Annotated in this window: 12 protein-coding genes; 10 read left to right on the top strand and 2 right to left on the bottom strand. The window is 59.0% G+C overall.

Annotated elements, in window-relative coordinates:
• Positions 1 to 110 precede the first annotated feature (110 nt).
• The 5 genes from scpB to msrA all read left to right on the top strand — a co-directional run bounded on the left by scpB (position 111) and on the right by msrA (position 4,168).
• Entirely contained in the window at positions 111 to 1,376 is a 1,266-nt protein-coding gene (gene scpB, locus RBB81_RS02135) for an SMC-Scp complex subunit ScpB (RefSeq protein WP_353072549.1), read from the top strand.
• Positions 1,376 to 1,558 carry a hypothetical protein gene (locus tag RBB81_RS02130; protein ID WP_353072548.1) on the top strand — a complete coding sequence of 61 codons (183 nt, stop codon included), beginning with the start codon at positions 1,376 to 1,378 and terminating at the stop codon, positions 1,556 to 1,558. Before scpB ends, RBB81_RS02130 begins: the two co-directional genes overlap by 1 nt.
• A 177-nt stretch (positions 1,559 to 1,735) precedes the next feature.
• A complete protein-coding gene (locus RBB81_RS02125) occupies positions 1,736 to 2,341 on the top strand; it encodes a hypothetical protein (RefSeq protein ID WP_353072547.1) in 606 nt (201 codons plus the stop codon).
• 173 nt (positions 2,342 to 2,514) lie between these two features.
• Positions 2,515 to 3,468, top strand: a complete 954-nt coding sequence (locus tag RBB81_RS02120; RefSeq protein WP_353072546.1) for a pseudouridine synthase — start codon at positions 2,515 to 2,517, stop codon at positions 3,466 to 3,468.
• Positions 3,469 to 3,691: 223 nt separating this feature from the next.
• Positions 3,692 to 4,168: a peptide-methionine (S)-S-oxide reductase MsrA gene (gene msrA / locus RBB81_RS02115; RefSeq protein ID WP_179586218.1), complete on the top strand. Its 477-nt coding sequence runs from the start codon at positions 3,692 to 3,694 to the stop codon at positions 4,166 to 4,168.
• An 86-nt stretch (positions 4,169 to 4,254) separates the two neighbouring features.
• Here msrA and RBB81_RS02110 read toward each other — a convergent pair whose 3' ends face one another.
• Both RBB81_RS02110 and RBB81_RS02105 read right to left on the bottom strand, forming a co-directional pair.
• Entirely contained in the window at positions 4,255 to 6,768 is a 2,514-nt protein-coding gene (locus RBB81_RS02110) for an ABC transporter permease (protein ID WP_353072545.1), read from the bottom strand.
• 303 nt (positions 6,769 to 7,071) lie between these two features.
• Positions 7,072 to 8,376 carry a hypothetical protein gene (locus RBB81_RS02105; RefSeq protein ID WP_353072544.1) on the bottom strand — a complete coding sequence of 435 codons (1,305 nt, stop codon included), beginning with the start codon at positions 8,374 to 8,376 and terminating at the stop codon, positions 7,072 to 7,074.
• Between the two features lie 226 nt (positions 8,377 to 8,602).
• Between RBB81_RS02105 and RBB81_RS02100 the strand changes: the two genes are divergently transcribed.
• The 5 genes from RBB81_RS02100 (at position 8,603) to RBB81_RS02080 (ending at position 13,458) form a co-directional block, all read left to right on the top strand.
• Positions 8,603 to 8,764: a hypothetical protein gene (locus tag RBB81_RS02100; protein ID WP_183791436.1), complete on the top strand. Its 162-nt coding sequence runs from the start codon at positions 8,603 to 8,605 to the stop codon at positions 8,762 to 8,764.
• An 87-nt stretch (positions 8,765 to 8,851) separates the two neighbouring features.
• Positions 8,852 to 10,375 carry a DEAD/DEAH box helicase gene (locus RBB81_RS02095; protein WP_353072543.1) on the top strand — a complete coding sequence of 508 codons (1,524 nt, stop codon included), beginning with the start codon at positions 8,852 to 8,854 and terminating at the stop codon, positions 10,373 to 10,375.
• 106 nt (positions 10,376 to 10,481) lie between these two features.
• Positions 10,482 to 10,997 carry a VIT1/CCC1 transporter family protein gene (locus RBB81_RS02090; protein ID WP_353072542.1) on the top strand — a complete coding sequence of 172 codons (516 nt, stop codon included), beginning with the start codon at positions 10,482 to 10,484 and terminating at the stop codon, positions 10,995 to 10,997.
• Positions 10,998 to 11,122: 125 nt separating this feature from the next.
• Positions 11,123 to 12,262, top strand: a complete 1,140-nt coding sequence (locus tag RBB81_RS02085; RefSeq protein ID WP_183791440.1) for an acyltransferase family protein — start codon at positions 11,123 to 11,125, stop codon at positions 12,260 to 12,262.
• Positions 12,175 to 13,458, top strand: a complete 1,284-nt coding sequence (locus RBB81_RS02080) for an acyltransferase family protein (protein WP_353072541.1) — start codon at positions 12,175 to 12,177, stop codon at positions 13,456 to 13,458. Before RBB81_RS02085 ends, RBB81_RS02080 begins: the two co-directional genes overlap by 88 nt.
• Positions 13,459 to 13,522 lie beyond the last annotated feature (64 nt).

Raw genomic sequence — 13,522 nt, 5'->3', positions numbered from 1 at the left:
CACTTCGATACGCCTCCAACTCCGCCCACTCGGTCTTTTACAACGACTTATCCGCATCGTAGGGAGGATCACCCTGGCGTTGGTATGCTTAGAAGTACTCCAACGAGACTATGAGCCTTAAAGCAAAGATCGAAGCCGTCATCTACGCCTCAGAAGAACCAGTAACGCTGGCCCAGCTCGCCGGCCTCCTCGGCCACGAAGCCCAGGCCGAGCTCGACCACCTCGACTCCGCTCAGCACTCTCTAGCGCTCGACGCTGTTGGAGCCGACTCCTCTCTGACGTCGCGCGCCATTGACGAAGACGATCTCAACAGCGAGGTGCTCGCTGGTCCTGCTTCGGACGAATCCGGGTCTCAGGTCGAAGAGCAGACGCAGGAAGCGCTCGAGGCACGTCATGCCGAAGCGCTCGAGCATCATCTCCACGAAGCCGCCGTGCAGGAAGCTGCCCACGCCCGTGCGCTGCGCGAACACGCAGCAGCAGATGCCGCTGCCATGAGCTCGTCGGATGACCTTGAAGTTCCAGTCGAGTCCGACGGGCATGAGGTCCCACAGACATTCGAGGCATCGGCCGCAACAGAGCAGGGAAGCGAGCCCTCCGCCGAACCCGCGCCCGCTGACAAGGACGACAAGAAGCTAGCCCGCGATGCCAGAGAAAAAGAGCGCCGTCTCCGCGAATACTTCCGCACCATCCTCGATGAGCTCATCGCCGACTACGTTACCTCCGACCGTGGACTCGAGATTCGCGAGGTCGCCGGCGGCTACCGCCTCGCCACCAAGCCCGAGTACCACGACGCCGTCCGCGGCTTCGTCAAATCCCTCAAGCCGCCGCTGAAGCTCTCGCTCCAGGCCCTTGAGACCCTCGCCGTCGTCGCCTACAAACAGCCCGTGACCGCTCCCGAGGTCTCCGAGATCCGCGGCGTCGACTCCGGCGGCGTTCTCGGCTCTCTAATGACCCGCAAGCTCGTCGCCACCGCGGGTCGCAAACAGGTCATCGGCCGACCCATCCTCTACAAAACCACCAGGGACTTCCTCCTCCGCTTCGGCCTGAAAGACATTAACGAGCTTCCCAGCATCGAAGAGTTTGAGAAGATGGCCGGCGAGCTGTCCGAGCAGGAGGAGATCCCCATGGAGCATCACGCACCCGAATCCGCAAGCGACCTCGAACGAGAGAAGAACCAGACCGAACCCCAGGCCGACGGCGACAGCAACGAAGGCGAGAGCACCGGCGAGACTGTAGCCGATGAAGCCATCGTCGACGCGCGACTCTCCGGCCTGCCCCCCAACTACGACACCGACCAGGTCGTCGACGGCGAAGACTCTCCCGCCCTCGACGCTGAGATCCAAAGCGAGCAAGGGCACGACTCTGAGGAGGGTTAATGACCCATTCCAGCCTCGACCCTGACCCCGATCCGCTCGACTCTCCCGACAGTCCGGAAGACCACGAGCCAGACACCGTGGCCACCCCGGAGGGCGACGCCGAGGATCTGCCCGACGCGCCCCTCAAACCGGCCCCAAGGGGCATGCAGCGAACCCGCTTCATCGACACCAACAAGATCTAGCGGACGCAAGATCTAGCGGACGAAGAAAAGCCCAGCCTGACGCGCTGAAACGCGAACACCTCTGGTACGCTGTTGCTGTTATTGGGGGCAGCAGCTTCACGCAATACGATCGTTACGGCATCACCTTTCGTCTCCCGTAGTCTGCTACGTCGCTCGCCTCCGGCCCGCAGGTACTTCATGATTGCCTCGATGACCGCAACACCCACGCAACCCAATCCCGAACTCTATTCGCACGTCAAAGTCGTCATCTCGATCATCGTAGGCCTGGGTATTACAACCCTGCTCAAAGGCTTCGCGCAGTTTGTCCAGCATCCCAAGCGCGCCAAAGCATCCCTCCTTCATCTCGGCTGGGCCGCATCGCTTCTGCTTTGGATCATTCACTTCTGGTGGTGGGAGTTTCGTCTTGCCATGGTGCAGCAGTGGACCTTCGCGATCTACTTCTTTGTCATCCTCTACGCGATCCTCTTCTACTTCCTCAGCACCCTGCTTTTTCCATCCGACCTCGCGGACTACACCGGCTACGAAGACTACTTCCTCTCCCGGCGCAGGTGGTTCTTCGGCTTTCTCGCTGCCACCTTCCTCGCTGACATCATCGACACCAGCCTCAAAGGCGCAGCCTATCTCCACTCCTTCGGCCTCGAGTATCCGATTCGAATCGCCGCCTATCTCGTCGTCTGTGTCATCGCGATGATCACCAAAAATCGGCGAACGCAGCTAACGCTTCTTACCCTGTCCGTCCTCTATCAGATCTCCTACATCGTCCGCCTCTATGCCACAGAGTAGGGCAGAGACGATCACATCTTCGCGGTCAAGCCCGCGGCCTCCGACGCGGCCAGTCGCAGCAGCCCTGAAGCCCAGAGCCCATCGGCGCGCGGCCTCGTATGTTCCGCGCGATACAATCAAACCAGCAGCACAGACCGCGATGAGCAGCCCCGCAGTCAGAAAGACGGAAACACATGACGAAGTCCACCTCCGCCCCAAAACCCGACGCCAACGAAGAACCCAAAGGCGACCGCCTCCAGAAGATCCTTGCGCAGGCAGGTATCGCCAGCCGCCGCAAAGCCGAGGAGATCATCCTCGAAGGTCGCGTGCAGGTCAACGGCGTTATCGTCAACACCCTCGGCACCCGCCACGACGCACTCAAAGATCACATCCGCGTAGACGGCAAGCTCCTTCACGGCCCCGAGCAGCAACGCTACTACATGCTCAACAAGCCGCGCGGCTACGTCACCACGCTCGACGATCCCGAGAAGCGACCCACCGTCATGCAACTTATGGCGAAACAAAAGTCCGGCCCACATGGCGACAACGTTCGCCTCTACCCCGTAGGCCGCCTCGACTATCTCAGCGAAGGCCTCATCCTGATGACCAACGATGGCAACCTCGCCAACGCGCTCTCGAAGGCCGCAGCTGGAGTGGAAAAAACCTACCTCGTCAAGATCAGCGGAACCCCGCCTGCCTCAGGTCTCGACCAGATCCGCCGCGGCATCATGATCGACCGTGGTCGTCTCGACGAGGTCCGCAGCGGCCGTCGCGACCGCATCATCACCTCCCCCGCCAAAGTCGAACTCGTTCGTGGCGGCGACAACCCCTGGTACGAGCTCACCCTCATCGAAGGCCGCAATCGCCAGATCAGAAAGATGTTCGAAGAGATCGGCCACCACGTCGAAAAGATCCGCCGCATCGGTTACGGTGCACTTCGTCTCGACGTCCCGCCAGGCGAGTTCCGAGAGCTTACTCTCGGCGAAGTGACGGCACTCGACCGCGCAGCGAAGGGCAAAAAAGTCGTCCCCAAAAAGAAGACGCCCGAGTTCGCGCAGCTTAAATCTCCTGCAAAGAAAAGGTTCTCGAAGCCCCGCCGGCAACCCACCGGCACCAAGTCAGCAAGTCGTCCACGCCGTCCAAATTAGTCTGTTGTCCATCCGACATTCACTCCTTCGTAACCACATTCAGAGAACGTTTGTCTAACGAAGTACCTGCTTGGTACCCCTGTTTTTCTACGACCTTTGATCGCTTGACACACCTCTCTCGACACGCTCAGAATACTCGCGCTATTAACCTTTCGGGTGATGACAATCGCAACCCGAAAGCATCCAATCAAGAGCAGCAAGGATGTAGTCAAGGAGCAGCAGAGTGGCAATTGAAAAAGCAACATTTGGAGCAGGATGTTTTTGGGGAGTAGAGACCCGTTTTGGCGAAATCACAGGTGTTATCGACACAGCCGTAGGATACGAAGGCGGCAGCCTCGAACACCCAACCTATAAAGAAGTCTGTAGCGACCGCACCGGCCATGCGGAGGTCGTCCAAGTTACCTTCGATCCATCTCGCGTCTCCTACGAATCATTGTTGGACGCCTTCTTCGCTCTCCACGATCCCACCCAGGTCAATCGCCAGGGTCCGGACTGGGGCACACAGTATCGCAGCGTCATCTTCACCCATAGCAACGAGCAGTTCGCTCAGGCCCGCGCGAAGATCGCCGAGCTCAGCGCCGCAGGCTCTTACCGTAAACCCATCGCAACCCAGGTCGTTCCTTCCACCACTTTTTGGAAGGCCGAAGAGTATCACCAGAGGTATCTTGAAAAGCGTGGCATGGTGAGCTGCCACATCTAAACCTCATCCAACTTAAATCAAAAACGGCGTCAACGATTCCATGTTTTCGTTGCCGCCGTTTTCTATCTCTGGCCAGCCAGAGAAACCTACTCCGCACGCAGCGCTATCGTTGGGTCAACCGAAGACGCACGTCGCGCAGGCACAATCGCCGCAAGGACAGCGACCACGGCGATCAACAAAATCACACCGGCCAGAGTAAGCGGATCTGCCGACGAAACTCCAAACAGCTGACTCCGCAAAAGTCTGCCCAGCAATACCGAACAGGGTATCGCCACCATCACTCCAATTCCGGCCAGCCGCAACACATCCACTAACACCAGTCGGGACACCCCGAGCCGCGAAGACCCCAGCGCTATGCGTATCCCAATCTCCCGCGTACGCTGCGCCATCGAGTATGCCAGCACCCCGTACAGCCCAACCGCCGCGAGCATCGTCGCCAGCAGGCCAAACGAGATCGCCAACAGCTCGATCATCCGTTCATTCCCCAGCGTCGTATCAATCTGCTCCTCCATCGTGCGCAGCTCATCCACTGCGAGGCCTGGATCAATCTGTTTCATCGCCTGCCGAACCATCGCGAAGCTTTGTTCCGTAGGCGTAGCAGTCCGAACATAGATATAGAGCTGTTCCGCGAACTTTGACTGTTTCAGCGGAGAGTACAGTGTCGGCAAGGCCGCGTCGCGAAGATTAGCGTGCTTCGCGTCTCGCGTAACCCCGACGATCGTCATGTATTCTCCCTTTTTGCTGTCGCCACCCACAACGCGCTTCCCCACTGCAGCAGCAGGGTTGGTGAAGTAGTGCTTCGCGAAGCTCTCGTTCACAATCCCAACCATCGGATGCGTCGCATCATCGTCCTCGCTGAAGCTGCGTCCGGCCAGCACCGGCTCCTGCATCGTGTGAAAGAAGTTTGCGCTCACGTAAGGGATCTCAATCGGGAAGTCCTGATCCGGAGGAGCGGTGTAACCCTCTATCGTCACGTCTCCGGTATGCCCTGTTTCTGCTAGCTCCGCATCGTTGGTAGCGCCCACAGCCTGCACTCCAGGCAGCGCCGTCATGCTCTCCAGAATCTGTTGGTGCAACGCCGGGACCTTCTCCTTCGCATACCCGGACAGCAGAGGGTTGATGTGAAACGTAATCAGGTGCGATGTATTGATCCCCGTGTCGACGTGCCGCAGGTTCTGCATCGTGCGGACAAACAACCCGGAGCCCACCAGCAGCAACACGCTCAGCCCCACCTGCAGTGAAACAATCAGACCTCGAAAACTCAGCGTCCTCCCCGACGCCGTCGTCGTCTGCTGCTTCAGCGAGTTCACGATATCGGGCCTCAACAACTGCACCGCAGGCGCGAGGCTGAACAGAATACTGACAGCCACAGCGATCGCGAAGTTGAAGATCAGCAGCCGGCCATCCAGCGTTGTAGAAAACGCAGTCGGTCCATCCGTGCTTAGCCGCTGCACCAGCACACGCAGGCACAGAGGCGCGATCAGCAACCCAGCCACGCCTCCAGCAATACCAATCAGGACGCCTTCCAGTAAGAGTTGCTGCACAACACGCCGCGCATTCGCGCCCAGCGCGTAACGCAGCGAGAACTCCCGCACTCGTGCTGCCGAACGCACCAGCAGCAAGCTCGCCACATTCACCGCAGCGATCAGCAGCACAAGAAACGCCATCCCCATCACCGCGTACAACGGCTTTGCGAGCGACTCCCGGCTATACGACAACCCTCGCGCGCCGGGGGCAACCAGCAGCTGGCTCCGGGTCAGATACTCATCGACAAACCGCTGCGACTTCGTCCCAAGCGCCTTCAACTCCTCCGCGCGCAGCGCATGCCACAACGGCGCCAGTGCGACCTGCGCGTGCTGCGCCGTATCTCCCGGCTTCAAACGCCCAACGATATTCATCCATCGGTCCGTGTGGTCCTGCAGTCTCTTGCCCTTGCCCGGAATCACCACATCCAGCATCGACATCGGCACGAACACATCTGGAACCTGCCCCCAAACAGCGCTCTGAAATCCGGGAGCCGCTACACCAGTAATCTCAAACGGCGCTCCGTTGATTGAAATCGTCTCTCCGACGGCGTGCACGTCCGATCCCATGTGTGTCTGCCAGTAGTGGTAGCTCAGCACCGCAACTGGATTGCCTCCGGGCACCGTATCGTCGCTCGCCGTCAGCAACCGCCCTTGCGCCGCCTTCACCCCAAGTACGCTGAAGTAGTTCCCGCTGACAACCTCGCCATCCACCAGCTCCGAGACCTTGTTTCGCGTGACCCCTACTCCAGTCGGCGCGGTTGCAATCAGCCCATCGAACACGGATGTTCCCTTGTCGCGCAGATCACTGTACATCGGATACGAAAACGATTGCTCCACCCCCGCGCCATGATCGCTCGAGTGACCTGCCCACGCCTTGCCTGTGCCGCTCAAAACCACCAGCTGCTCCGGCGCACGCACCGGCAGCGAGCGCAGCAACGCCTGGTCCAGCAACGAGAAGATAGCTGTGTTCGCACCCACGCCCAGCGCGAGTGTCAGCACAGCAGTCACCATAAACCCCGGCGACCGGCGGATCTGGCGAAGCGAAAAACGAAGGTCTTGCGATAGTGAGCTCATCTCTGCCTTTTCCCCGAGAACGGGTGAGGTTCTGCGTGCAGAGAGGGATTGCAGTTTAACTGCCAATCTCATGCACGCCCAAACCCTTGCAAATAAAAGAGCGTCTGACTCCGCCCCGCTCCAAAGCTGTTCATCCGCGGAGACCCCTGTTCATTTGCGGACGAGCTTCATGGAAGCAAAAGGGACTCTAGTACCTTGGCGGGCCAGTTGAAATCCGGGGTAATCAGGTTGCCTATAACGCCGTTTTTTGAGAAGTTCGAAGCTGCTTTCCTTCCATCTGCACTGATTGGCATAGGCAGGGTTCTATTTCGGGAGAATTACGTTTACCGCGATGTCAGACTCGGTCTTTATGCGGATCGATTGGCCCTCCTTCGTTGGAGGTTCGAAGAGCCAAGTCATCATTTCGTCGTGGATTTTCTGCGTAAGCGCATCGCTCGGGGATTTTTCGACGTTGGCCATCTCGACCGTTCCGTCGGTGCCAACCTGAAGAACGACGTGGACAGTGATTCGGCCCTGTACCTTGTCGTCGATGAAGACCGGCTCCAGCGAACATGACACGCAGCGCAATCCACCTGTCGGGAGTTTCGTTCCCAGACGAGGCATTGTTTGTTCGTGGGGCAGAGGAACGCCGGGGGATGCCTCAATGTCGGATGCCTTGCCTATTGAAGCGCAGGCTACGTTCTGGTTTAGCGTGCAGATGTTTTCGCCAACAACGGCCCACTTCGCCGTCAGCGCACCCTTGGGAATCGCCGAGTAGGTCGTCGGTTGATGGAAAAAATTGACGAGCAACGTGCCCGACGCCAGACAACCCTGAGAGTTGCAGATAACGCAATACTCCCAGTGGCAGGGATGAATCTCAGTGGTTGTATGCGTCCAATGCATACCATCCTCGGAGTAGGTCGCCATCGGGACGCCATTTCCACCACCGGGTTTGTCTTTTCCTATAACCTCATGGCCGGTAGCCCAATATTTGCCGTCAACGCGCAGAAGATCTTTAATTCCAGTGCTTTGCGGATCGTAGAAACTCCAAGTCTTCCCGCCGTCGATTGTCGCAAGGAATCCGGCCTCAGCATACGGCCCTTCCGAGAGAAGGGCGGTCATCTTATCGGGTGAGAGCGCCACGAGAAAGGGAGTGAATGGAAAGCGCTGTAACGTATCGGCAGGCTGCGCAATCTGGTGTAGTGAATCGCTCCCGTCGAGATAAAAAAGAGACGGCGCGGTGCGCAACAACCCGTGGGTTGGATCAGCGAACGAAGCGAGCAGGATGGTGTCGGCACCAAAGTGCCGTGTCTCCCAAGAATCACCTCCGTCGTTCGTGAAGAGTACCGTCCCTCCTGTTCCGTAGGCGTATCCAAACTTTGCAGAAAAGAACTCGATGCCGAAGAGCATTGCACCGGCACCCGATGCGTGGTGATGGAGAGTCCAGCTCTTCCCGTCAGATGAGGATGCGATGGATTCGTTGGGGCCGCAGACCCACAACGCGTTCTTGTTCGAGACAATTCCAAGAGGGCGAAAGCCCGGGTTGTTTGTCTGCCATTCTGTTGCTTGGGCCTGGGACGCCAGACAAATCGAGAGACAAAGCGTAAGCACGGCTCTACGGATGTGCATGGCTGGCAATTCTATACGAGGAGAGACAAGAGTCCATTCCGAAAATGACGACAAGTTTCTCCGGTGGCGCCCGCAAAGTCTTCTTTTCTGCAACCTCATTCATTCACTCCAAAACTGATCCGTTACGGCCCAGCACAGCCTCAATCGTCAATCGCACTGCCACTGTGGTATGCTTATTTTGTACTCTGACTAGAAAGAGTGCGGGCACCGCAGGCAAAGACTCTTCATGGACTTCGGAGTTTGGCCAGAGACTGCGATTCGCCTCATCCCACCGCATACCTTCCGCACTTTGGAAGTCGCGCTGGTTGCTCTGGCTGGAAGACCCGTCAACGGACGGGTCTCGCCGTGCAGCAGCAGCGCTTCGATTCCCGACAGCAATGCTGACTAATTGAAATCCATGATGCCGCGCTGGCATCCCTGCACTCCTATGCCGTTTTACAACGCCCTCTATCCGGGCCACCAGACAGGAAAAACTTTGAATTCCGCAACTCTAGAACAGAACGAACAGATCGCTCCAAACCAGCAGCACTCCACCCCCGAAGCCAACGCAGCCGTCGCGAATCCCGCAGGCCTCCCTCTCGTTGAGGACGTTCGCTTCACAGACTTCAACATCTCGGACTCCCTCAAGAACCGCCTCACCAGCGCCGGCTTCACCATGCCGACCCCGGTTCAGGCCAAGGCCATTCCGCCCGCGCTCGAAGGCAACGACATCCTCGCCACCGCCTCCACCGGCACCGGCAAGACCCTCAGCTTTCTCATCCCGATGATCCAGCGCATGGACGCGAACTCCGTCCCCAGCACCAAGGGCAAGCGCGGTCCCATCCGTGCGCTCATCCTGCTGCCGACGCGCGAGCTCGCCATGCAGGTCCTCGAGGCCTACTGGAAGCTCGTTCCTGGCTCGAAGAACGACGCAGTGCTCGTCTGCGGCGGCCTCTCTGAGAACAACCAGCTCGATCAGCTCGACCGTGGTCCCCGTCTCGTCGTCGCCACTCCTGGCCGCCTCGAAGACTTCCTTCGCCGCCGTGAGATCAACATCAACGCCGTTGAGATGCTTGTCCTCGACGAAGTCGATCGCATGCTCGACATGGGCTTCCTTCCCGCCATCCGCCGCATCGTCGGCGCGCTGCCAAAGACTCGCCAGACCATGTGCTACTCCGCGACCCTCGACGCGAACATCCGCGAGATCGTTCGCGACTACGTCAACAAGCCAGTCCGCATCGAGATCGGCCAGACCTCCAAGCCGTCCGACCGTGTCGAGCTTCGCGTCTACACCGTCATGCAGGACCAGAAGCTCGGCCTGCTCGACCAGATGCTGAAGCAGGAAGAGGGAACCTTCCTCGTCTTCTCCCGCACCAAGCACGGCGCCGACCGCATCTCGAAGAAACTCGAGAAGCTGGGCCACGACGCGGACGTGATCCACGGCGACCGCAGCCAGTCGCAGCGCACCGCTGCTCTGAAGGGCTTTGCCAACGGCCGTCACCGCGTCCTCGTCGCCACCGACGTTGCCGCCCGTGGTATCGACGTGCAGGATATCGCCCATGTCGTCAACTACGACCTGCCCAATGCGTCTGACGACTTCGTTCACCGCATCGGCCGCACTGGCCGCGCCGGCAAGAAGGGCGTAGCCACAACGTTCGTTATGCCCCAGGAGCGTCACGACGCCCGCAAGCTCGAGCGCGAACTGAAGATAAAGTTCGAGTGGCGCGAAGCCGATAAGAACCTTGAGAAGGAGGTCCGCAACGCACCCCTCGACACAACAGCTCAGGGTCAGGACCTCATGCAGCTTGAAACCCGCTCCTGGAAGGGCAACGATCCTGTCACACCGATGACGACGCCCAACGCCAACTACGGCGGCAACAAGAGTGGATTCCGCAGCCGCAACGGCGGTGGAGGTTTCTCTGGTGGACGCAGCTCCGGCGGCCGTGGCCCCGGCGGTCGTCCCAGCAGCAACAGCCGCCCCGGCAGCAGCCGCTCCGGCCCAGCCCGCCGCGGTCAGTAACTCCCGGCACTCAGACAAAGACGCTCCGCTCTGCCAGCCAACCAGCCGCAGAGCGGAGCGTTCGTCTTTCCATCGCGGTATCCTGAAGCTCCACCGGATCAAACCAATGTCAGAGAATATTCCCAACCTCACCGAGTTCAGCGAAATCGTCGGCAACGACAAAAACTTTGTCCTGCGCATCGTCCAGCCAGGTCTAGCCGGTCTCATGGACGGCTCCGTCTCCACCCTCGCACCTATCTTCGCCACCGCCTTCGCCACTCACAACTCCCGCACCGTCTTCCTCATCGGCGCGGCATCGGCGGTCGGCGCGGGCATCTCCATGGCCTTCTCCGAGGGTCTCTCCGACGACGGCAAACTCACCGGCCGCGGCAACCCCATCTTCCGCGGCCTCGTCACTGGCCTTATGACCTTCATCGGCGGGTTCCTCCACACGCTCCCGTTTCTCATCGGCAACGTCCACACCGCACTCACCTGGGCCTACGCCGTCGTCGGTGTCGAACTGGTCGTTATCGCGCTCATCCGCCATCGTTACTTCAAGACCAGCTTCGCGCTCTCCTGCCTTCAGGTCATCGTAGGCGGTGGCCTGGTCTTCGCCGCCGGCGTTCTCATCGGCCAGTCCTGAACCACCGCCTTCACTAGGGACCGCCTCGAACTCTTGGTATCCTCAGATAGCAAAGCTGCACGCCGTTCCACGGAACTCCTTCTCCCGCCTCTCGAATCGGCTCCGCCCAACAGTTCGGGGATGTAATGAAACTTCGCCGCATCACGACGCACGGAAACTGGATTCCCGAAATTGACGGCCTCCGCTTCGTCGCCATCGCCGCCACCTTGTTCGTACATATCCTGGCCGAAATGGTGAACCGCAGCGGTCAAACCTTCTCCGCGTTCGCCCAGAGAAATGTTCCTGAACTTGTCGATCGCGGCGGTCGCGGCGTGCTTCTCTTCTTTGCTATCAGTGGCTTCATCCTCGCGCAGCCTTTTCTCCGCCAGCACCTCCTCCACGGCCAGCCCGTCTCCATCAAGGCCTTCTTCAAACGCCGCCTGACCCGGCTTGAGCCGCCCTACATCCTCTGCCTTGTCCTCTACGCCCTCGTCCTCGCCATCTACGAGCATCACCTCTTCCCGCTTCTCCTGCCCCTGATGGCTCACATCTTCTATCTGCACAACTTCACCAGCCTGCCCCCTATCAACTTCGTTACCTGGAGCCTCGAGGTAGAGGTGCAGTTCTACATCCTCGCCCCCGTCCTCGGACTTCTCTACGCAATCTCTTCCACCATCGTCCGTCGCAGCGCCATCGTCTCGCTTATCGCTGCGAGCACAGCCTTCCAATACCTCACCCACGGCACCGCCTCGTGGAATCTTCCCGGCCAGCTCCAGTTCTTCCTCGTCGGCTTTCTTCTGGCCGACCTCCGCGCCACCCGCACTGAATCCACTACCAGCCGCTGGTGGGACCTCGTCAGTGTGGTCGTCTGGGTCGCTATCTTCGCGCTGCCCACCTCCTACACCTCTCTCTGCCTTCCTCTGCTGATCCTTCTCGCCTACCTCGCCACCTTCAACGGCCCCGTCAGCCGCCAGATCTTCCGCACCCCATGGATCGCTCTCACCGGCGGCATGTGCTACTCCTTCTACCTCATGCATATGATGGTCATCTCCATCGCATTCCGGCTCACCCGCAGGCTTCTCATCCCATCGAGCCTCCCTCTCAGCTTTCTCATTCAGTCCATTCTTCTTGGCACCTGCATCTATCTCTTCTGTACGGCCTACTTCATCCTCATCGAGCGGCCCTGCATGGACCCTAAATGGCCCCACAAGCTCGCCTCAAAGCTCTCCAATCTAAGTCGTCCGCGCAGGGCCGTCGTCGTCGAAACCAGCGTCGAAAACCGCTAGTTGTCGGTCGCAATTCTCCAAAGCCGGCTGCAGCCAGCCGCTTCGCTATTGACGCAGACACTGAACTGCACTGTCGACGCCCTCCCTTCATGCAGTTCGCATCCCGTTACAATCCATTTATGTCCAGGCCGAGCAGGCTCCAACTTGACTTTATCGATGGACTTCGCGCTATCGCGGCCTTGTACATCCTCTTTCATCACGCTCTGCAGTCCACGGGATATTTTCCGCCGGCGCTCCATTTCATGGGACGTGGGCACGATGTGGTCGCGATCTTTATCACGATTTCAGGGTTTTGCCTCGCACTTCCCCTTGCTCAACGGGGGAACTGGAACCTCGAGGCCACTCGCTTCTACCGGAAACGAATGCGGCGCATCCTGCCGCCATACTTTGCGGCGATCGGTGTCGCTCTACTGGTAGCCGCGTTCTATAGCTACAAAAGCCATCCTCAAGACTATCTGGGCAATCCCTTGAGTTGGTCGATGATCGTATCGCATTTGTTGTTAGTGCAGAATTGGATTCCATCTCAGCTAACGACACTTGACGGACCCCTCTGGACGATCGCGGTGGAGTGCCAGATTTATGTACTCTTTCCGTTGTTAGTGTTGTTGTGGCGCTACGGAGGGAGATGGCTGACACTCGCAGTGGGTTTTGTCGTGGCTCACGGAGTTTTTTACGCGACCCACTACGGTGGCAACTCAAACTTTCTCTTCCTCTTTGTAGTCGGAATGTTGGGTGCAGAGCTCGCTTTCTCTCATCAACTCAGGAGATGGCTTGGACCCGCCACCCTGCTGACCGTGGTCGCTTATCTCTTGTTTATTCAAAGACCCGGCAGCTCCTTTGTCATAGCAGATATCCTGGTGGCCCTCAGCGCTGCGTTTCTCATGGCATATCTCACTCAGCACCGCGATCACTGGGGGAACAAGGTCCTGGGAGCAAAGCCGCTGGCCTGGATCGGCACCTTTTCGTACAGCCTGTATCTCGTGCACTCATTCCCCGAGGTGATCGTAGAAAGATGGATTCTCGCCTCGAAGGGCGGCATCTTCGCTGATTCCAATAGAAATGCAGCGATCCTAATGATTTTTGTTGTGTCTCCATTGGCTATTGCGGCAAGCTACGGATTTCATCTCGTCTTCGAGCGCCCGTTCCTGACCCAGAAGCGCAAGGAGACGGAACAGAGGCTGGCCGCTAGAGTATGAACCTTGAGCTGGCCGCCGCCTTCCTCGCTCAATAGCTGCTCAACGCGCGCACCCGAAAGCGACG

This window comes from Tunturibacter gelidoferens (genome assembly GCF_040358255.1).
In the GTDB taxonomy this organism is placed as follows: Bacteria; Acidobacteriota; Terriglobia; order Terriglobales; family Acidobacteriaceae; genus Edaphobacter; species Edaphobacter gelidiferens.
This window is presented reverse-complemented; position numbering and strand designations above follow the sequence as displayed.

Bases quoted from the DNA above. Each gene is read 5' to 3' on its own strand.
- scpB (WP_353072549.1), top strand. From the start codon at position 111: ATGAGCCTTAAAGCAAAGATCGAAGCCGTCATCTACGCCTCAGAAGAA.
- RBB81_RS02130 (WP_353072548.1), top strand. From the start codon at position 1,376: ATGACCCATTCCAGCCTCGACCCTGACCCCGATCCGCTCGACTCTCCC.
- RBB81_RS02125 (WP_353072547.1), top strand. From the start codon at position 1,736: ATGATTGCCTCGATGACCGCAACACCCACGCAACCCAATCCCGAACTC.
- RBB81_RS02120 (WP_353072546.1), top strand. From the start codon at position 2,515: ATGACGAAGTCCACCTCCGCCCCAAAACCCGACGCCAACGAAGAACCC.
- RBB81_RS02110 (WP_353072545.1), bottom strand. From the start codon at position 6,768: ATGAGCTCACTATCGCAAGACCTTCGTTTTTCGCTTCGCCAGATCCGC.
- RBB81_RS02105 (WP_353072544.1), bottom strand. From the start codon at position 8,376: ATGCACATCCGTAGAGCCGTGCTTACGCTTTGTCTCTCGATTTGTCTG.
- RBB81_RS02100 (WP_183791436.1), top strand. From the start codon at position 8,603: ATGGACTTCGGAGTTTGGCCAGAGACTGCGATTCGCCTCATCCCACCG.
- RBB81_RS02090 (WP_353072542.1), top strand. From the start codon at position 10,482: ATGTCAGAGAATATTCCCAACCTCACCGAGTTCAGCGAAATCGTCGGC.
- RBB81_RS02085 (WP_183791440.1), top strand. From the start codon at position 11,123: ATGAAACTTCGCCGCATCACGACGCACGGAAACTGGATTCCCGAAATT.
- RBB81_RS02080 (WP_353072541.1), top strand. From the start codon at position 12,175: ATGGCCCCACAAGCTCGCCTCAAAGCTCTCCAATCTAAGTCGTCCGCG.